The organism is Neobacillus sp. Fa239, assembly GCF_055395235.1.
In genome coordinates this window covers 4656089-4676800 of the sequence record NZ_AP041611.1, presented here as the reverse complement: position 1 = coordinate 4676800, position 20712 = coordinate 4656089, and the positions used below count along the sequence as shown (strand labels likewise).

The following is a 20712-nucleotide window of genomic DNA, read 5'->3' as shown; positions in this document are numbered from 1 at the left end:
GTTTAATGAACCACAAAAACCATTCTATATGGAATGGTTTTTGTCTTTATCATCATTTGGGGATGTGGATGGTATTAATATGCTGTCTATTACTTTTTTAATTAAAGTTTTTGATAAAAACCCTCTGCTTGTGTTTGACCGTGTAATTTAACTTGGGATACTCCCTGTTTTTCTGCGATCTCCTCTAAGGCATTAATAATTACTTTTCCTAGACCAAATTTACGGTATGGCTTCATGATACATATCCTTTCTAATTTTCCTAAGGCATCCACAACTCTTATTCTTCCCGTTCCGACATACAGCCATTAATTTAACATAGCCTTTATGAAACTTAATTGGTTTTCGTTCGTATCATTTGTGGAAATAGATTGAAAGAAATGTTCTGTAAAGAGGAGAGTTTGTATGAAGGCGAAACGAAAATTTTATCGGATGTGGAAAGTCATTTCTTTTGCTCTTTCTGTTGTCATACAAGTTTACTGGTACCGATTTCGGAACAAAACTGATGCAGAGCGCAATCAATTATGGGAAAGAATCGGAAAGAGGTTTCGACAGACGCTCTTTGAGTTAGAAGGCCTGTTAATAAAAGTTGGACAAATCTTAAGTATTCGAGCGGACTTGCTTCCGAGCGGTTTTATTAAGGAAATACAAGACCTTGTGGACCAAGTCCCGCCATCACCATGGGAAAATATTAAAAGGGTCCTGGAAAAAGAATGGAATGCGCCAATCCTTGATAAAGTACTTTCCATTGATTGCAAAGCTGTTGCTTCCGCTTCCATTGGAGAGGTTTATCAGGGGAGATTGAAGGACGGAACGAGGGTAGCCATTAAAGTACAGCGTCCTACGATTCCATCGATCGTGAATACCGATTTCCGTTCCTTATCGATTATTATTTGGTTTGTCCATCACTTTGCCCCGGTTCCAAAAGGATTTATTAATTTCCGCATGCTTTTCCAAGAGCTTAAGCAGGTTATCGAAAGAGAACTGGATTTTACCAAGGAATTGGAGACGGCGTCTAATTTTCAGCAGCGATTTCAAAATGTTGAAAGACTTAAGATTCCGAAAGTGTACCCTGAACTCAGTACATCCAAAGTGCTTGTGATGGAATGGGTGGAGGCCGCAAGAGTAACAGACGTTGATTTTTTGGAAAAGAATCAAATTGACCGCGTTAATCTAGCGGATCGCCTATTTCGTGTATTTCTACCGCAATGGCTGGAAGCAGGGATGTTTCATGCCGACCCCCATGCCGGAAATGTGCTCGTTACTTCCGATGGGACAATCGTCCTCCTCGATTTTGGGATGTCCGGAGAAATTTCAAAGAATGATGCAGCTAATTTTCAAAACCTATTAGAGGCATTTTTATTAAAAAACTATCCCAAAATGGCAGAGGTATTATTAGAATTAGGATTTTTACTGCCAGAAACGAATCCTCGAACGATGGAAGGACTGTTGAAAAAAACCATGTCATTCAATCTTACTGATTTTAAAAAAATGGGGCTATTTGCAGCGAAAAAGGAGATTAATGATCTGGTAAAATCTTTGCCTATTCAAGTGCCAACACGCTTCATATTTTTAGGACGATCCTTCGCAACCATTGAGGGAATGCTGCATACCATTTGCCCGGGCAAGGAAACGATTGAGTTGATGGAACCTGCCTTTATGGATTGGATCAACCAAAGCCCGACCAGTAAGTGGAAAATTATCCTGAAATGGATTTCAGCGCTGCCCATCTTTCGAATTGCTCATTCCTTTTCAGATGTGCTGCATGTTCCGCAGCATTATTTAGAATTGAAGGAAACTCAGCAACAGCGAGAGCTTTATTTTTCCATATTTGAAAATCTGAAAAAGCAGGCTTTTTTTCTTGGTTTATTTGGGTTAACTGGTATTTTTACTGGAGAATATCTTCATGATGCATGGATCTGGAAGGGGTCTCTATGTCTAATTGGAATTTCAGCAATAGCGTTTTTCATCGCAAGCTTGCGACAAAGAAAATGGCTGAAAAAACTCCGTTTCCAAGGGAAATATCGCGGTTCCTAAACATAAGGGTCAGACCCCACAACGTCAATATATAGCTGAACTTTTCTTATACCGCTATTTATTGAGTGTTGAGCAAGGGGGTCTGACCCTTCTTCATCATAAAAATTGACAGCGAAAACCTCTGCCATTATAGTTAACATAGTTAATAGTTAAACTGTTGAATAATTAAATAATAGAATTATATGGAGAGGAGATAACCCCGATCATGTGCAAGACAATAAAAGAATTGGTTGACCGTTATATTGCGGTATCCTTTTCGGTGAATAAAAAAGGAGAATCTCTTGTAAAAGAACAAATCGGCAATGATCTCACCAACGATCAGCATTACATGCTAAGGTATATCAACAGATCAGGTACCTGTACCTCGTCAGAATTAGCCGATGTTTTTGAGGTGAAAAAAAGTGCGATCACGGCCATCATTAATCGGCTGTGGGAAAAAGGATTAATCCAAAGGACCCGTGATGAAAATGACCGGCGCGTGGTTTACTTGACCTTAACGGAGAAAGGGACTGACCTTTTTAACAAAATGGAAGAGCGAATCCATAAACTGGTGGAGTCCTTGATTACCAAGTTCGACGAAACAGAAATCAAACAATTTTTAGAAACCTATGAAAAGATTAATCAAGTATTAATGGACAATAAAGGACAGCAGGAGGAGTAAACCGGTGAATGTCATTTTAAAAAGAAAATGGTTTGTCTTGTTGGCTTGGATTGCCCTCGTCATCGGATTGTTCCTGCTTGCACCAAACATGAGCCAGTTGGTCAGGGACAAGGGGCAGGTGAATGTGCCGAAGGGGTATTCCTCCTATTTAGCTACCGATATTATGAATCAGGTTCAAAAGCAAAAGGATGGCGGCAAAGAAACACAAGTCGCGCTCGTTTTCCATGATTCAAAAAAATTAACAGGAGCGAAAATTCAAGAAGCCAATAAAGCGATACAAGAGCTTGAAGCGAACAAAGAGAAGCTGGGCATTACCAGCATCCTCACCCATTTTAAAGATAAGAGCTTAACCAGCCAGCTTGTTTCTAAGGACGGCAAATCCATTCTCGCGTCTGTATCGGTTGCCAACAATAATCGGCAGCCACAAGAGATTAGCGATGCATTATATAAAACAATTGATAACGTCAAGGTCGATCACTATTATACGAGCAACTGGATGATCAATGAGGATTTGATGAAGAGCTCGGAGGAAGGTCTGAAGAAGACAGAGGGAATTACGGTCGTCTTTATTTTAGGTGTTTTACTGCTTGTTTTCAGGTCATTCATATCGCCGATCATTCCCCTCATAACGGTGGGAATCACTTATCTTGCCTCGCAATCGATTGTTGCCATTTTAGTGGATAAACTGAATTTCCCGATTTCGAACTATACACAAATCTTCCTAGTTTGTATTTTGTTTGGGATTGGTACTGATTATTGCATTTTATTGCTTAGTAGATTTAAAGAGGAATTATCGCAAAAAGATAGTTTACCAGAAGCTATTGTTGAAACGTATCGGACAGCCGGACGAACGGTCTTCTTTAGCGGTTTGGCGGTCATGATTGGCTTTGCAACGATCGGTTTTTCCCAGTTCAAGCTTTATCAGTCCGCTGCAGCGGTCGCCATCGGGGTTGCGATGCTGCTGGTTGCCTTGTTTACGATTGTGCCTTTCTTTATGGCAGTATTAGGTCGGAAGCTGTTCTGGCCATCCAAAGGAAAGCTGGAGCATGCCGAAAGTAAGCTATGGGGAACTGCCGGCAGATTTTCATTGGCTCGTCCACTCCTATCATTATTCATCGTTGCCGCCATATGTGTGCCGTTTTTAGTGTTTTATGATGGCAAATTATCGTTTAATTCACTCGAGGAAATTAGCAGCAAGGTCCCGTCGATTCGCGCTTTTAATGCGATTGCCGATAGCTTTGGCCCCGGTGAATCGCTGCCAACGCAAATTGTCATCAAAAATGATGTAGCGATGAATTCGTCCGATTATATTGAACTGGCTGAAAAAATCAGCCAGGAAGTGGAAAAGGTGAACCTAGTCGATACGGTCCGCTCCGTAACAAGGCCAACCGGTGAAAAGATCAAAGAATTCTATGTCAATAACCAGGCCGAGAGCCTTGGTGAAGGCCTGGGTAAGGGAAATGACGGAATTACGAAAATAAGCAGTGGCTTACATGAAGCAGGCAGCAAGCTGTCCAAATCGGAGCCGCAGTTGGGTGATGCTGTGAGCGGAATTAATGGGCTGATTACGGGAACAGGTCAGTTAAAAACAGGACTCACTGAGGTTCAAACCAACCTGGCTAAAATTGAGAACGGGATCCGCCAAGGCACTAAAGGGTCGACCGAGTTGAAAAAGGGATTAGAAAAAACAAAAGCAGGTGCAGAGGACTTATTGGCAGGATACAAGAAACTGCAAAAGGGATATCAGGAAATGGGGACCAATCTCCACACGCTCAATACGAATTATAAGCAGGTTGGGGATGGATTACAGGCAGTGAACGATGCACTTGCCCAGATCAACGGTGGCGATTTCGCTTATTTAGAAAGCCATTATAGCGGCCTTGCGAAAGAACAGCGGTACCAGAAAATAAAAGGAACCGTTCTTGCTCTTCAACAGCAGATAACACCGTTGACAACAGGATTAAAACAATTAAACTCAGGATTATCCCAAATTTCCAGCGGCATGGATACGGCAAATGCAGGGTTTAGCAAAGCAAATGGCGGTCAGCAGTCACTAGGGGACGGGCTGGAAAAATTAATCAAAGGGATCGAGCAGCAGCAGGCAGGTCTTGACCAGCTTGCAAATGGGCAAGGGCAAATCGTTGCGAATATGCCTAAGTTAACCGATGGTCTATCAGGCATTAACAATGGTCAAAAACAGCTGCTTAATGGCTTTGGCAGTCTAACCGGACAGTTGACACAATTAACCAGCGGTCTTGATCAAAGTGCCAAGGGTCTCGACCAGGTATCTACGGGTCTAGACTCAGCTAAGACGTATTTATCAGGCTTATCGGATTCAGATAATCTAGCGGGCTTTCATTTGCCAGCAGAAGTGCTGACTAGTAAAGATTTTCAAAAAGCCATTGATACCTATATGCCCGGGGACCATAAAGTCATGACCATGGACGTGGTATTTAAAGCCAATCCGTATTCCAATCAAGCAATCAATCAAGTTAGTGACATGAAAGCTGCTGTGAAAAGGGCCGTTAAAGGAACGAAGCTTGAAAATGCTGTTGTTGCGGTTGGCGGGATTACGAGCATTAATGCCGATTTAAATCAAATGTCCAGCCGAGACTTTTCACGGACAGTCGTGCTCATGCTGCTTGGAATCGGAATCATTTTAGTATTGTTATTTAGGTCAATCATCATGCCGCTCTATTTAATCGGTTCCTTGATTTTGACATATTTTACGGCAATGGCGATCAATGAAACGATTTTTGTAAATCTATTAGGCTATACCGGAATCAGCTGGGCGGTGCCATTCTTTGGCTTTGTGATTTTGGTGGCGCTTGGGGTCGACTACAGTATCTTCCTAATGGACCGCTTCAATGAATACAAAGATTTAACGGTTCCAGAGGCAATGCTGATCTCCATGAAAAAGATGGGAACGGTTATCATTTCCGCGGCGATTATATTGGGCGGCACCTTTGCGGCGATGATGCCATCAGGAATGTTATCATTGCTGCAAATTGCTTCCATTGTCCTTGTTGGGCTATTATTATACGCCTTTGTGATCTTGCCGTTATTGATACCAGTCTTGGTCAAAAACTTTGGCAAAGCCAATTGGTGGCCGTTTATAAGATAAATTTGGGGGCATCCGCTGGGTGCCCCTATCCTTTTAGGCATTGTATAAAAAAGGAAATCATTTAGGCTGAACTCACCAACTCTTGGTGAGTTTTTTGTATGAAACTATTACTTTATATCGATTTTAATAGTTTTGTAATATTTTTAATATATTCGAAACAAATTTGTCAAAAAATCGTCTATAATGATGGCAAGAATAAAAAAAGACAACGAAGAGGGATAGGAAAATGGGGAGACGGAAAAAACGGTGGGTGAAGGTAACCTTTCTGCTTAGTTCTTTGGCAGGGCTTTTAGGTGCAGGAGCACTTACTTTTTATTATTTTGCGGCAAAAGCCGAAGCCAATGAACCTGGTAAACAACTAAAAACAAACCACAACCTTCCTCTAATACAAGTGACAGCACCGATTTCACAATTAACAAGTGAAACTCAGTATGAAAAGGATTTTTTACAGGGACAGCGGCAAAGAGCATTAAAGCAAAAAACAGCAAAAAGAGAGATTGCTAACTTAGACGGAACGAAACCTGCATCCAATGGTCCGGCAGCTCAAAAGAAAACAGTAAGCAAGGTTAACGACACTCACCAAAAACCAAAAAATGATTCGAAACCACAGCCCAATCTAACGGGACCTGTAAACGGTGGAGGAAAAACAGTCTACTTAACGTTTGACGATGGACCGGAAAGCTTTTCAGGCGATATCCTCACCCTGCTGGAAAAGTATCATTTCAAAGCCACTTTTTTTATGCTGGATGGCAATATTAAACAGCATCCTGCCGCAGTGAAAAAGATGGTCCAGTTAGGTGAAGGGGTTGGTCTACATGGCGTTACCCATAATGTCAAAAAGTTTTACGCCTCGGAACAATCCATATTGGGTGAAATGGAGCAGGATCAGGAGACATTAAAGTCGATAACAGGCGTGAAAACCTTTTTAATTCGAACACCATACGGCAGTGCTCCTTATATGACAAAGGAATATAAGCAAGCAGTTGCGGAACACGGCTTTTTAATGTGGGATTGGTCAATTGACAGCAGGGATTGGTACTACAGGGATGACAGATTTGTCACAAGCATAATAGCTCAATTAAAACAACAAACGGGACATCATCCAATTGTGATTCTGATGCATGAACAAAAACAAACACTGGACAATTTACCAAAGCTGTTAGACTACTTAACCAAGCAGCACTATGAATGCAAGCCCTTATCTGATAATATGCCGCCATATCACTTTTAAAGGTAAAAAATCCAGTTTATTCCTCTCGGATTTGTTATAATAAAGTCATGTGGGTATTTATACCAAATCTAAACACAAGTAATGGGGTTAGAAATGAATAAACTATTGCAAAGCAGCGGATTTAAAAGGTTGTTAATTTTTTTGTTTATTGCGATCATTTTATATGCATTAAGAGATATGATCAATTTAATCTTATTTACGTTTATTTTTACTTTTTTAATGGACCAATTGGTAAAGGCGATTGAACGGAAAATTAGACTGAACCGGAAAATACTTGTTATTCTTTCCTATGTGGTTATTGTCGGACTCCTCTCATACGGCCTGGTTGTTTATCTTCCGATCATTGCCACTGAAATTAAGCAGTTAATTAAACAGTTAACCGCCTTTTATACCGCTAAGCATGATAATTTTATGTTGAATTATCTTGTGAACAGAGTGGAAAAAATTCAAATCTCCAATTATTTAGAGCAGGGATTTACCCTTATTTATCGATATTTTACCGATATCAGCAAGGTTGGCCTGCAATTATTATTGGCGATATTAATGAGTTTATTTTGTTTATTGGAAAAGCCTCGATTAATTGAGTTTACCAGGAAATTCAGGCAGAGTAAGATTGCCACCATCTATGTCGAAATTGAATTTTTTGCACAAAAATTTGCGGCAACCTTTGGTAAAGTTATTGAAGCTCAAATTATCATAGCGCTTGTAAACTGTATTTTGACGACGATTTTCTTATGGATTTTAGGTTTTCCACAGTTGGGCGGACTTTCGATTATGATTTTCCTTTTAGGACTCATACCTGTTGCCGGAGTCATCCTTTCGTTTATTCCGCTAGCTGTTATTGCCTATAGTATTGGCGGATTAATGAAAGTTCTTTATGTTGGAATTGCCATTTTGGTTATACATGCCATTGAAGCCTATATTTTAAATCCTAATCTGATGTCATCGAAGACCAATTTGCCGGTATTTTATACGTTCATTATCTTGATTTTTTCAGAGCATTTTTTTGGAATATGGGGGCTGATCGTTGGTATTCCCATCTTTGTATTCCTATTGGATGTATTAGAAGTGACCGATCATAAAAAGGTATAAAGGAGAGAGAGACATGAGCGAATGTAAGTTGGATCACACACAAGAAGATGTACAATCGAAATACGAATCCCAAATGGCGTTTTTGCCAAAGGAGTTGCTGCCTTTATTTCAGAGCTTTTTTGAAAAAGAGCACTCACAGGAGCTGTTAAACGAAGTTTTCCATTTATTAAAGAAATATGATTTGGCTTCAGCAGAAGAAAAAGGTGAACGAAATATTCAGTTGAACTCCGTACTGAAAAAAGCTTAATACCAAAATAAAGACTGCCTCATCGACAAGAGGCAGTCTTTTCTCTTTAAAAGGAGCCAAGTGTATAAATTAAATTGTGCTTGGAAATCTATTCATATCGATTTGTTTTTGGAGGAGAAGATATGGGTACACATTCAGCAAGGTTATCAAGTGCGGAAATTGGCGGTTTATGGGCTGCCTATCTCCAAGAAACGATGGCCGTGTGCTTATTAAAATATTTTCTATATCATAATCGTGACGAAGAAATTAAAGTCACTTTACAAGAAGCTTTAGAAATATCGGTCGGGCACATCCAGCAAATAACAGATATGTATAATAACGAGAAAATGCCACTGCCTGATGGATTCACGGACGAGGATATCGATTTATCGGCCCCTCCATTATTTTATGATTTATTTGGGCTTACTTTTGTGTATTCCATGAGCAGGATGGGAATGATCAATATTGCCTTTATTACATCTAATATTGCCAGACAAGACATTTTGGAATTATTCACCAGTATTGTGAATGATTCAACGAAACTATATCAAAAGACAACTGCTTTAATGCTTGCTAAAGGAGTTTATGACAGACCTCCTATGATTCCTTATCCAAAGGAAGTAAAGTATATTGATGACAAGTCGTATATCAGTGCTTTTGGGAAGAAAAGGCCATTAAATTCAATGGAACTCACAGAAATATTTTTTAATACAGAACGAAATTATTTTTCCATAATATTATGTTTGGGATTGCTTCAAGTCGTAAAGGATAAAGAAATTCATGATTATATCCAAGAAGGGAAAAAAATATCCGAAAAACAAATTCGTACCTTTAATGACATACTAATAAAGGAGGAATTATTGGGAAATATCCCGTTATCCATGGAGGTAACTGATTCTACTGTTTCTCCTTTCTCCAATAAGCTGATTGTCATGCTCTTTCATTCATTGAATTCTATCGATATTACGCTAATTGGGCATGCTATGTCTGTGTCTTTGAGGACTGATTTGGTGGCCTATTATGAAAAATACATTTTAGAAATTTTATTGTACGCAAAAAAGGGATTTAAAATTATGGTTGACCGCGGCTGGATGCAGGAGCCGCCAGGAGCACCTGATCGAAGGGAATTAGAAGGGTTAGTATAACAAAAAACAAAAAGAGGTTGTCCCATAAGTTTGGGACAGCCTCTTTTCTTATTCCCATGGTTTCCTTGTTGTAAAATAACTGGCCAGTTCTTTACTGCTTTTTCGATGCTTTTTCCGTTCTTCTGCTCGAAGCTGTCCAGTTTCAAAAAGCTTCTTTTCCTCAGGGGTTTCAGGGATGACCGCCGGAACTGACGTTGGCTTTCCATTTTCGTCCAAGGCGACAAATGTTAAAAAAGCCGTTGCAGCAATCTTTCGATCACCGGTTAACAGATTCTCTGCAATAATTTTCACAAAAACCTCCAGTGAAGTGTTTCCTGTCCAGGTAACGAAGGATTCAAAACAAACCGAATCCTCTGGTGTGATTGGGCTAAGAAAATCAACAGAATCCGTTGATGCAGTCACACATTCATTCCTTGAATGTCTTGTGGCCGTAATAGAAGCAATCATATCGACATCACTCATTAATTTTCCCCCAAACATTGTATTATGGTTATTTACATCATTTGGAAAAATCCTACTCGTTCTTACAACCCGGGATTCATTGCATGTCTTCGATTCCATATTCGACCTCCAATAATAATAAATGCATATCACTTTATGATATTTTTACCAAAGTATGTATCAATAAACAAATTATCTTAATGGAAAGTTAATTAAAACTTAATCGGGAAACAAGCTATGTAACGTGGATTAATTAATATTTATTCATGCATAATAGGGGAAGTAAAATATTGATAGGAAGAAGGGGAAGCATATGACTATTAAAAAGCTCCTGCTCATGACTATTATTGCGATGATCCTTATAGTAGGAACCGGTTGTGATGTTCTTAATAATGCGCGCATGTATATAAATCATCCAAAGGAATTAGCCTCAAATCAAAAGGAACAATTCATTCAGATAGTCAAAAAAGATCCTTCTGTACAACAGAGAGTAAGTGATTATTTAAATTACAATCATTTTAATGGCAGTGTTGCGATAGTAAAGGGTAATAAAGTAATTTTTAACCAAGGTCTTGGCTTTGCTGATGTGAAACATCATATCGCAAACAGATCTTCTACTACCTTTGCCATCGGCTCCGTTACGAAGGCATTTGTTGCGACCTGTATTATGCAGCTTCAAGAAAAAGGGTTGTTATCGATTGAGGATCCGATTTCTAAGTATTTCCCCCATTTTCCAAATGGACGAAATATAAGATTAGTAAATTTACTATCACATACCTCAGGACTTCAAAAGCCAATTTGGCATCCGGGTGAAACGACTCCATTGTCAATTATAAAAGCAGAAGAAAAAAAATCACTTTTATTTCCAGCTGGAACAGAATGGGATTATAAAGATGTTAATTATATTGTCCTTGGTTATATTGTGCAAAAGGTGTCAGGCACCTCTTTACATGACTATATCCAGAGGAATATATTTGATAAAGCCGGCATGAAGGATTCAGGGTTTATTACCCGAAAATTTCCGCATTCTGTGATGTCAAATGGGTATAAAAGAACCGGTGGACATTTAATTAATATCAAAAATTTTAACACCTATTTGCTATTTGGCTGTGGTGATATTTATGCGACAGCTTTGGATTTAACAAAGTTTGATCAAGCATTATTCACTGGAAAGCTTGTTTCGATGAAATCATTGCATAATATGATTACGCCAAGAAGTGTTTCAACATATGGTCTTGGACTTTATAACTATGGCAACCGCATTTTCAGCAGAGGGGTGCTTGGCGGCTGGGAAACACTTCATGTTTATTTTAAAGATAAAACTGCCATGGCGATCTTGGTAAATATCCGTGATCCAAGAGTTAAAGTCAAAAGCATGGCCGTAGATCTTCATTCGTTATTAACTATGCAAAAATCACCAATTCAAAAAGTTAAGGTTAGCTAGCTTGCTTTTATGATGATTTTCCTCCAATATTTATTAATAACAAACATGATAAGATTTAGGAGGCATAAAAGTTGAGCATGCAAAATCAGATTATGCAAGAATTAAATGTTAATCCAACCATTGATCCACAACAGGAGATCCGTAAGCGGATTGACTTTCTAAAAAATTATTTGCTGAAAACAAAAGCAAAAGGATACGTTCTGGGCATTAGCGGCGGTCAAGATTCAACTCTGGCAGGCCGACTGGCTCAGCTTGCCGTTGAAGAACTAAGAGCTGAAGGGAATGAAGCTGTTTTTATTGCTGTCCGACTTCCTTATGGTGTTCAAAAGGACGAGGAGGATGCTAAGGCTTCATTAGGATTTATTCAAGCAGATCAAGAGCTTATTTTTAATGTAAAAGGTGCAGTAGATGAAGTTCAAAAAGAATATGATGAGATTACCAAAGGTTCTCCTTTAAGTGATTATCAAAAAGGGAATGTCAAAGCCAGAATGAGAATGATTGCTCAATATGCAGTTGGAGGAATGGAAGGCCTGCTTGTAATCGGTACCGACCATGCTGCCGAAGCAGTAACCGGCTTCTATACGAAATATGGTGATGGCGGAGCCGATATCCTTCCGTTAAGCGGCCTGACAAAACGTCAGGGTAAGGCATTACTGAAGGAACTGGGTGCAAATGAGCGTTTATATCTAAAGGTTCCAACGGCTGATCTGCTGGATAATAAGCCAGGTCAAGCCGACGAAACGGAATTAGGCATTACCTATGATGAATTGGATGATTATCTTGAAGGGAAGGAAGTTTCACATGAAACTGCCGCAAAAATTGAAAAGCGGTATATGATAACAGAACATAAAAGGCAGCTTCCTGTGACCGTGTTTGATACTTGGTGGAAATAAATTCAAAAAACCTATCAGAAAAAATAACTGGTAGGTTTTTTATATTTTTTTGATTGATTAGGGCAAAATAAACGAAATATCCTTTGACAGAAAAAAAGGGATGTAATATGATTAGGTAATGAAATTCCTAGAAAAACAATCAGAATTTGGGGGTATTGAAAAATGAAGAAATTAACAGCCATTTTTGCACTTGTTTTAAGTTTTATGGTCGTGCTTTCAGCATGCGGTACAAGCAATAATGCTGATAATAATAAAAAGACCACGGGAACAAAAACAACGAATCAAGATTTATTAGCGAGCATTAAATCAAGTGGAAAGCTTTTAATTGGTACAGAAGGTACATATGCACCATTTACGTTCCATGATCAAAGCGGTAATTTAACCGGCTTTGATGTGGAGATTGCAACAGAGGTTGCCAAGCGTCTCGGTGTTAAACCGGAATTTAAAGAGACTCAGTGGGATGCGATGTTTGCAGGTCTTGATGCAAAGCGCTTCGACATGGTCGCCAATGAAGTAGGAATCCGTCCAGACCGTCAGCAAAAATATGATTTCTCAACTCCATATATCACATCGGCCGCAGTCCTGATTGCTCGTAACGACAATACTAAAGTGAAAAAGTTCGAAGATATTAAAGGACTTAACGCAGCGCAGTCAATGACAAGTAACTTTGCTGATATTGCCAGAAAATACGGGGCGAACATTGTCAGCGTACCAGGCTTCAATGAATCAATGGATTTACTTGCTGCAAAACGTGTCGATGTAACCGTTAATGATAAGATTTCATTTTTAGATTACAAAAAGCATAAGCCTGATGCACCAGTGAAAATTGTAGCTACACAAAGTGAAGCTTCAACAAGCGGATTTATGTTTAGAAAAAACAACAAAACATTCGTAGATGCAGTTAACAAAGCATTAAAAGATATGATTTCTGACGGAACGTACAAAAAAATCTCTGAGAAATGGTTTGGTGAAGATGTTCTTAAATAGTATTGACCCTACAAGAGTAGCCAAATTAATGGATATTGCTCAAAGTTCCTTTCTGCCCCTTTTGAAAGGGGCTATTTTTTATACAATACCTTTGACGCTGATCACCTTCGTCATCGGCTTGATCCTAGCCATTTTAACGGCACTTGCCCGTATTTCTCATAGTAAAATTCTGCAAATTATTGCGAGAGTCTATGTATCCATCATTCGCGGTACTCCATTATTGGTTCAGCTCTTTATCATTTTTTATGGGCTGCCAACCATTGGGGTAACCTTGGATTCCTATACGGCTGCAATCATTGGGTTTTCGTTAAGTGTCGGGGCATATTGTTCAGAAATAATCCGCGCGGCGATCATTTCCATTCCAAAAGGACAATGGGAAGCGGGCTATTCTATCGGCATGTCCTATTCACAGCTATTGCGAAGAATCATCTTGCCGCAGGCTGCACGGGTTTCGATTCCGCCTTTATCGAATTCATTTATTAGTCTTGTTAAAGATACGTCATTAGCATCGCTTGTCCTGTTAACGGAGATGTTTCGAAAGGCGCAGGAAATTGCTGCCTTCAATTATGAATTTTTATTGGTCTACTCTGAAGCGGCACTGATTTATTGGGTCATTTGCTTTTTCCTTTCCATCCTTCAGCAGGTTATTGAAAAGAAACTGGACCGTTATGTGTAATGGAGGCGAATGACGATGATTTCAATTAAAGGATTATATAAGCAATTCGATCAGCTGGAAGTGTTAAAAGGGATTGACCTGGAGGTGGAAAAAGGTAAGGTCGTGGTTGTGATTGGACCATCAGGTTCTGGTAAAACGACGATGCTTCGCTGCCTCAATGTATTGGAAACACCGACAAAAGGCGTCATTTCCATTGAAGGTCACAGCCTTGATTTTTCGGGAGCGATAGCGAAAAAAAATGTTGCTTCGTTTCGCCGCTTAACCGGGATGGTTTTTCAAAGCTATAATTTATTCCCTCATAAAACCGCTCTTGAAAATGTAATGGAAGGTCCTGTTACGGTAAAGGGTGAGGGAAGAGAGTCTGCCAGGAAAAAAGCTGTCGCGCTTTTAGAAAAAGTGGGACTTGGCGATAAGGTTGATTATTACCCTGCACAGTTATCAGGCGGTCAGCAGCAGCGCGTAGGCATTGCCCGGGCCCTTGCGATGGAACCGGAAGTGATGCTGTTTGATGAACCGACTTCGGCCCTCGACCCAGAGCTTGTTGGTGAGGTTTTAAAAGTGATGAAGGATCTGGCACAGGAAGGCATGACGATGATTGTTGTGACCCACGAAATGCGCTTTGCCCGTGAAGCAGCTGATGAAGTAATCTTCATGGACCAAGGTGTCATTGTGGAAAGAAACTCACCGGAAGAAATTTTCACTAATCCGAAGGAAGAGCGAACAAGAAAATTTTTGAATATGATTCAGTAAAATGCCATGGCTTGCGAGCCATGGCATTTTTTTCAGAGCTTATTAAACTTCTTCTTTATTAACACCTTGAGCAATTGCACCAAGTTCACCTTTTAAATTATGTTTACCTGAGTAGTTTTCAATCAGTTCCTTTAAATCCAATCCCGTTGTCTCTTTTAGTGATTCTTGCAACCCAGTCATCAAACTTGTTACATTTCCGCTGACAGATGAAATTCCTCCGCCATTTCCAGAATCAATAACAGTTACCTTATCAATATTACCAATAGGTTCCGCAACAGCTTTTGCGTATTCTGGCAACATTTTAATAATCATATCCATAATGGCAGCGGAACCGAATTCTTCAAATGCCTTAGCCTTTTCACGCAATATATTGGCTTCGGCCATCCCTCGTTTTTCAACGGCAGATGCTGTAGCTTCTCCTTCAGCAGCAATTGCTTTTGCCTTTGCAAGACCTTCTAATTCAACCTTCTTCGCTTCAGCTTCCGCCCTGTTGATTTCCTGGATTTTTAAAGCCTCCGATTGATTTTGAATTCGAATTTTTTCAGCTTCAGATTCTTTAACCTTTTTATAATATTCAGCATCAGCCAATTTTACAACATTAGCGGTATACTCTTTTTCTTTTCTGAGAATCTCTTTTTCTTCCAATTCAATTTTCTTTTCACGTTCTACGATTTCTACTTGCATCTCTTGTTGTTTTAATTCTTGTTTCCGCCCCATGGTTTGAAGTTCAAACGCAATAGCGGCATTCGCTTTTGCAGTATCTTCCGCAATCTTAAACTCGGCAAGTTTTAGCTCATTATTTTTCTTTGCTTCTGCGACTTCAGCATTTCTTTCATACTCAGCGGAAGTAGCCTCTTTCTTCGCTTGTGCAACTTGAATTCTTTGTTCCTTCTCAGCATTCGCGCGAGCAACCTCTGCATCCCGTTTAACTTCTGCAGTCCGCTTGGCCGCTAAACTATTTATGTAGTCATGGTCATCTGTAACGTGTGTAATATTAAAAGTAACAATTTCAATACCAAGTTTCTGTAAGTCAGACTCACTTGTTCTTTTTACCGAGGTAGAAAAGCTATCCCTATTTTTATTCGCTTCCTCAACCGTTAATGTAGCGATAATCGCTTTTAAATGACCCTCTAAAATCTGCCGAATTTGTTGTTCTCGATGATCTATTTGCACACCTAAAAAGTTCTCCGCAGAACTAATTAAATTTTTTGTATCGTTATAAAATTTCACCGTGGCAACAGCCGTAACATTAATCGGGACATCCTCTCTTGTTACAATTCCTTTTGCCTCAATTGTTAAGTTCGAAGGTTGTAAACTTAAAGTTCCCATTTTATGTATAATGGGTAAAACAACGGCTCCGCCACCTACAACAACTTTTATTTTCTTACCGTGTTCATCGGTTTCTACGTTTTTGCTGCCCAATGCACTACCTGTAATAACCATTGCCGTATCTCTACCTACAACTTTATAACGGCTAATTGCATAAAGGATAACCCCTAATACTACTACAATTAATACGCCGCCAATCCCAATTGTTGAAAGCATTGAATCTCCTCATTTCATATTAAATTTTAAATAGATCTGTTTCATTCGTTCTCTGATATACTACAAAACGATTATCTTTCACTTCCCAAACAATTACCTCTGTTTCTAGCGGAATTGCTTTTCCATCTCTACTGATTGCTGTTTTAAATATATACCCTAAATCGTGTTCAACTTTTACTTCACCTAATGAATCCGCTCCTTCCTTAATTTCCATCGTAATAATTCCTTTTCTGCCCACCATATCCTCTAAATTCACCGCAGAAGAACTCTCCATGTGTTTCAATGGTCGTAAGAAAAAATAAGAAATAACAAAAGTTAGAACAAAAGCTGCGATTGCAGATATAATTAAAACACCTATAGAAGAAAAGGCTGAAAGGATAAACTTTTGAAGTATTAACCCAACCCCACCTTGAAAACTGGCAAACAATACGGCTTCACTTGGTCCAAAAGGTAATACATCCAAATGGCCCGTTAATGCATCGATTACGTCTCCTAATAGTAAGATAATAATTAATAAAACAACCCCACCAACCAATAGATACCAATAAAGGTGTTCCATCGTGGCTCCATCGATGTGCATAGTCTTCATCACCACCTTTCAAGATAACCTTATTTAAATATGAAACTACAAAAATAATAAGTATTGTATATTTACATACGTATTTATATGAAAAAAGTTCCAGGCAATATCCAGCCGATTCATAAAAAAAGGATGAATTCATATTTCATCCTTTTTTGCTGTTACAGAACAATCTCAAAAGTTGTCCCCTGATTCGGTTTGCTTGAAACATTGATTGTTCCGCCGTGTGCCTCAACTAAATGCTTTACAATGGATAAGCCAAGTCCGCTTCCGCCTAGAGCCCTTGTTCTTGATTTATCCACGCGGTAAAACCGCTCAAATATTCGAGGTAGATCATTTTCCGGTATTCCTTTACCATTGTCCGCAACGACAATATGCAGTGTTCCATCCTCTTCAAAAACTTTCACCTCAACCATTGTATTCAGTTCTGAGTACTTTCTGGCATTATCCAATAAATTAATGACTACCTGTTCAAACCGGACGGGGTCAATGAACCAAAGGAGATCCTCCGAGCAGCATAATTGGAGATTCATCTGGTGCTCTTTAAAGGCAGGCGAAATTTTTTCGTAAGTCCCTTCAAAATAGGGGCGCAAATGAACTGTTTTTTTTTCAATTGTAAAATTATTCTCATCCATCTTTGCCAAATGAAATAATTCTTTGATCAGCTGTGAAAGCTTGGCCGCTTCCTCATGGATAATCATTAAATATTTATCCCGCTCAGCAGCTGCTGTATCAGCACGGCGGGCTATATCCGCATAGCCTTTGATATACGTTAAGGGCGTTCTTAGTTCATGTGAAATGCTCGCTAAAAATTCATCTCGCTCATTTTTCAGCATCTCTAAATCACGTGCGAGTACCTTGATGGAATCAGCTAACTCTCCGATTTCATCTTTTCCCAAGCTTGGCAGTGATACGGAAAAATCTCCTTTACTCAGCCGTTTTGTTGCTTCACTCATTTGAACGAGCGGGTTGGTCACATAAATTGTCAAGAAAATAATAATGATTCCCATAAACACAATGGACAATATTCCGGCTAATAAAAAATGGCGATTTAAATCGGAAATTAAATCCTTAATTTTTTGTGTGGTTTGAAACATATAGACATAGCCCTTAATTTTCGCATCCACTTTGATGGGGCTGATGGAGGCAATATAGGCCTCATGCTGCCAATCCTCTTCTAATATTAATCCGTCATGCGGCACCTGTTTTGGTGTGGAACGAATGATTTTCCTCATTCCCTCACTTACTGTGTTGGAAGACATAACAATCTTCCCCGTATGGTCCGTTAGGATGACTTGCGTATCGGTTCGGGATTCCATCAGGGCAATATGCTTAATCGTTTCATCGTGAAAAGAGGCCTCGAGGATTTCACGATGATTGTTCCCGCGTGTCTGAAGTGCCTGCAGCTCATCATGCACTCTTGAATGGATAATATTATTGTGTAAAAAAAACATAGAAATCGATTCTAATAGAAAAATAGCCAGAAAGAAAAGGACACCTATTTTAATGGAAATTTTATTCATCTTCTTTGACACCTCTCTCTCAAGGATACTACAGCAAGCATCAAGAAGATGTAGCAGAAATCAAACAAAAATAAGATGCCCCGATTTTTCGGGACACCATATGTAAAAAGGGAGGTTAATTTGAGTGAGCGAGTATTCCTTGCTACTGCTCCTTCATCTTAGCGGTAAAGATTGAAGATGTTATGAAGAAGTTGTGGTGAATTTGTGAAGTTGAAAACATCACAGACTTGAGATGATATAGTAATGGTAGAGGGAGTGGTGTCCGATGAAGATATTACTTGTAGATGATGAAAAAAGAATTATTGAAGTTCTCGAAGCCTACCTCGTAAGGGAAGGGTACGAAATATATAGTGCGGATAATGGCATCGATGCCTTAAAAAAAGCCAAAACAGTTGAACCTGATTTGATTATTTTAGATCTAATGCTCCCGGATATATCCGGTGAGGAGGTTTGCCGTCTGTTAAGAAAGGAATCGGATGTGCCGATCTTAATGCTGACAGCAAAATCTGCCGAGGATGACCGGATTAATGGCATTGTGATTGGGGCTGATGATTACTTAACAAAACCATTCAGCCCCAGGGAAGTGGTCGTCCGGGTCCAGGCTATTTTAAGAAGAGTGAAGAAATCTGAAAAACTCGAACTTCTGGAATTTAACGACAAGAAGCTGATCATTGATTTAATCAAAAAAGAGGTAATGATTAACGGCACTAATGTTATTTTGACACCAATTGAATATAAGCTGTTAACCAATATGGCGCTGAATCCGGGACGAGTTTACAGCAGGATGGACCTTCTTGAAAAAATTCAGGATGAAGGCATGTTTTATGAAGGCTACGAGCGAAGCGTTGACACGCATATCAAAAACCTCCGAAAAAAAATTGAAATGGATACAAGACAGCCGGATTTTATCCTTACTGTTTTTGGAATGGGCTACAAATTTGGAGGGGTATTAGATGCTGCAAACGCTCCGGTCTAAGATTTTGTTCTATTTTTTAACCATTAGCATGATTGGAATCATCTGTGTAAGTTTTTTCATCCAATATGGTTTTGAAGAAAGCTTTAAAAGCTATTTAGACGGGAATCGTGATAAAAAGATTGATAGAATCATTGGTGAAATAGAAAAAGACTATCAAAATACTGGTCATTTCACCAGTAATGATATCTTTAATTTACTGCATGAACATGCGATGACGGACCAGCTTTACTTTCAATTGTATGACCGTTTTGGCCAGCTTCAATTGGATTCATCTAAAATCAGAGGAATGCTGAATAATCTTGGATTGGCAGAGCCGACGCCAAGCGGGGAAAAATGGCAGTCCAAAACGTATACATTAAAAGTGGATAAAGTAGTAATCGGCAAACTGACAGCCATTTATCCGGAAGGGTTAATCGATAATGAGTATACCTTTTTGCAAACCATTCAATTTTATATTCTTGGAGCGGTTTGTGTAACCATTGTTTTAGCGATCCTCTTTAGTATGCTTTTCTCAAAAAAATTGACATCTGGCTTAAAAAAAGTATCCTTTGCGGCAAATGAGCTGCAGCAGCATAATCTTAATATCCGAATTCCGCTTACCGGATTGCCGACAGAAGTAAAGCATCTCGCCATATCCTTTAATAATCTCGCCGAATCCTTGGCAAAAGAAGAAATGCTTAGAAAACAATTTACCGGGGACTTAGCCCACGAGTTGCGTACGCCGCTTGCAACTTTGCGCAGTCAAATTGAAGCCTTTCAGGATGGAATATGGAAGCCCACCCCACAGCGCTTGCAGCAGAGCCATGAGGAGCTGATGCGCTTAGTTAGGCTTGTGAACGAGCTTGAAAAATTGCTTGCAGCTGAAAATCCGCAAATTCGTTTGGAAAAAATTGAGCTGGAAGCTGGCAGTGTATTGGCAGCTCTTTGGGAAATGTTCTTTCCATTATGTAAACAAAAGGGTGTCCACCTCCATATCGATGAACCGGATCAAGAGGAATTGTTTTTAGCTGACAAGGATAAATTGGTGCAAATTCTCGCGAATATCCTGAATAATGCATTGAAATATACGCCGGAAGGAAAAAACGTCACCATATCGGTGCTAACTGAAAGAGAGGGGTATGTTGGTTTTAAAATTGAGGATGAAGGCTCTGGGATGGCAGAAGACGACATCCCGCATATTTTTGAACGTTTCTACCGCGGCGACAAATCCCGCGATCGAAAAACAGGCGGAGTCGGTATTGGTCTCTCCATTGTCAAAGCGCTAATGGATGCCCATAAGGGAATCATTAAGGTTAAGAGCAGATTAAATAATGGAACATGTATGATTATGTGGTTCCCAAGAGAAGAATAGAAAAAAGGGCTGGTCTCGCGCAAATAGCCGCGG

The 20712-nt window shown here is 39.5% G+C and carries 18 protein-coding genes and 1 pseudogene; 14 read left to right on the top strand and 5 right to left on the bottom strand.

All coding sequences use genetic code 11. The annotated features are described in order from the left end of the window. Positions 1 to 104: 104 nt before the first annotated feature. Positions 105 to 302 (bottom strand): annotated as a pseudogene (locus ACZ5XR_RS23255) (GNAT family N-acetyltransferase); the annotation flags it as partial. Positions 303 to 402: 100 nt separating this feature from the next. On the opposite strand from ACZ5XR_RS23255, the gene ACZ5XR_RS23250 reads away from it, so the two are divergent. From ACZ5XR_RS23250 to ACZ5XR_RS23220, 7 genes are all read left to right on the top strand, one after another. Next, positions 403 to 2034: an ABC1 kinase family protein gene (locus ACZ5XR_RS23250; protein WP_464498850.1), complete on the top strand. Its 1632-nt coding sequence runs from the start codon at positions 403 to 405 to the stop codon at positions 2032 to 2034. A gap of 205 nt (positions 2035 to 2239) precedes the next feature. Then, positions 2240 to 2695 carry a MarR family winged helix-turn-helix transcriptional regulator gene (locus tag ACZ5XR_RS23245; protein ID WP_464498849.1) on the top strand — a complete coding sequence of 152 codons (456 nt, stop codon included), beginning with the start codon at positions 2240 to 2242 and terminating at the stop codon, positions 2693 to 2695. Positions 2696 to 2699: 4 nt separating this feature from the next. Beyond that, a complete protein-coding gene (locus ACZ5XR_RS23240) occupies positions 2700 to 5819 on the top strand; it encodes an MMPL family transporter (protein WP_464498848.1) in 3120 nt (1039 codons plus the stop codon). 226 nt (positions 5820 to 6045) lie between these two features. Beyond that, on the top strand, positions 6046 to 7050 hold the full coding sequence (locus ACZ5XR_RS23235; protein WP_464498847.1) for a polysaccharide deacetylase family protein: 1005 nt from the start codon (positions 6046 to 6048) through the stop codon (positions 7048 to 7050). A gap of 93 nt (positions 7051 to 7143) precedes the next feature. Further along, positions 7144 to 8142, top strand: a complete 999-nt coding sequence (locus ACZ5XR_RS23230; RefSeq protein WP_464498846.1) for an AI-2E family transporter — start codon at positions 7144 to 7146, stop codon at positions 8140 to 8142. 13 nt (positions 8143 to 8155) lie between these two features. After that, on the top strand, positions 8156 to 8389 hold the full coding sequence (locus tag ACZ5XR_RS23225) for a hypothetical protein (RefSeq protein ID WP_464498845.1): 234 nt from the start codon (positions 8156 to 8158) through the stop codon (positions 8387 to 8389). A gap of 122 nt (positions 8390 to 8511) precedes the next feature. Next, complete coding sequence (locus ACZ5XR_RS23220) at positions 8512 to 9513, top strand: DUF3231 family protein (protein WP_464498844.1); 1002 nt, start codon at positions 8512 to 8514, stop codon at positions 9511 to 9513. A gap of 48 nt (positions 9514 to 9561) precedes the next feature. On the opposite strand, the gene ACZ5XR_RS23215 is transcribed toward ACZ5XR_RS23220, so the two are convergent. Further along, complete coding sequence (locus ACZ5XR_RS23215; RefSeq protein ID WP_464498843.1) at positions 9562 to 10074, bottom strand: acyl-CoA thioesterase; 513 nt, start codon at positions 10072 to 10074, stop codon at positions 9562 to 9564. Between the two features lie 193 nt (positions 10075 to 10267). Here ACZ5XR_RS23215 and ACZ5XR_RS23210 point away from each other — a divergent pair, with 193 nt between their 5' ends. The 5 genes from ACZ5XR_RS23210 to ACZ5XR_RS23190 all read left to right on the top strand — a co-directional run bounded on the left by ACZ5XR_RS23210 (position 10268) and on the right by ACZ5XR_RS23190 (position 14704). Next, positions 10268 to 11398, top strand: coding sequence for a serine hydrolase domain-containing protein (locus tag ACZ5XR_RS23210; RefSeq protein ID WP_464498842.1), 1131 nt, complete (start codon positions 10268 to 10270; stop codon positions 11396 to 11398). Between the two features lie 71 nt (positions 11399 to 11469). Further along, entirely contained in the window at positions 11470 to 12291 is an 822-nt protein-coding gene (gene nadE, locus ACZ5XR_RS23205) for an ammonia-dependent NAD(+) synthetase (RefSeq protein ID WP_464498841.1), read from the top strand. Between the two features lie 162 nt (positions 12292 to 12453). Beyond that, positions 12454 to 13278, top strand: coding sequence for an amino acid ABC transporter substrate-binding protein (locus ACZ5XR_RS23200; protein WP_464498840.1), 825 nt, complete (start codon positions 12454 to 12456; stop codon positions 13276 to 13278). Then, positions 13265 to 13954 carry an amino acid ABC transporter permease gene (locus tag ACZ5XR_RS23195; RefSeq protein WP_464498839.1) on the top strand — a complete coding sequence of 230 codons (690 nt, stop codon included), beginning with the start codon at positions 13265 to 13267 and terminating at the stop codon, positions 13952 to 13954. The genes ACZ5XR_RS23200 and ACZ5XR_RS23195 overlap by 14 nt, the downstream gene beginning before the upstream one ends. Positions 13955 to 13969: 15 nt before the next feature. Beyond that, positions 13970 to 14704: an amino acid ABC transporter ATP-binding protein gene (locus ACZ5XR_RS23190; RefSeq protein ID WP_464498838.1), complete on the top strand. Its 735-nt coding sequence runs from the start codon at positions 13970 to 13972 to the stop codon at positions 14702 to 14704. 42 nt (positions 14705 to 14746) lie between these two features. Here ACZ5XR_RS23190 and ACZ5XR_RS23185 read toward each other — a convergent pair whose 3' ends face one another. The 3 genes from ACZ5XR_RS23185 to ACZ5XR_RS23175 form a co-directional block, all read right to left on the bottom strand. Beyond that, positions 14747 to 16249: a flotillin family protein gene (locus ACZ5XR_RS23185; protein ID WP_464498837.1), complete on the bottom strand. Its 1503-nt coding sequence runs from the start codon at positions 16247 to 16249 to the stop codon at positions 14747 to 14749. A 19-nt stretch (positions 16250 to 16268) separates the two neighbouring features. Beyond that, positions 16269 to 16829: a hypothetical protein gene (locus tag ACZ5XR_RS23180; RefSeq protein WP_464498836.1), complete on the bottom strand. Its 561-nt coding sequence runs from the start codon at positions 16827 to 16829 to the stop codon at positions 16269 to 16271. Positions 16830 to 16990: 161 nt separating this feature from the next. Next, complete coding sequence (locus ACZ5XR_RS23175) at positions 16991 to 18352, bottom strand: sensor histidine kinase (protein ID WP_464498835.1); 1362 nt, start codon at positions 18350 to 18352, stop codon at positions 16991 to 16993. A gap of 265 nt (positions 18353 to 18617) precedes the next feature. On the opposite strand from ACZ5XR_RS23175, the gene ACZ5XR_RS23170 reads away from it, so the two are divergent. Together ACZ5XR_RS23170 and ACZ5XR_RS23165 are read left to right on the top strand one after the other, a co-directional pair. Further along, a complete protein-coding gene (locus ACZ5XR_RS23170; RefSeq protein ID WP_464498834.1) occupies positions 18618 to 19328 on the top strand; it encodes a response regulator transcription factor in 711 nt (236 codons plus the stop codon). Continuing rightward, positions 19306 to 20679, top strand: coding sequence for a sensor histidine kinase (locus ACZ5XR_RS23165; RefSeq protein WP_464498833.1), 1374 nt, complete (start codon positions 19306 to 19308; stop codon positions 20677 to 20679). Before ACZ5XR_RS23170 ends, ACZ5XR_RS23165 begins: the two co-directional genes overlap by 23 nt. The last annotated feature ends 33 nt before the right edge of the window (positions 20680 to 20712 follow it).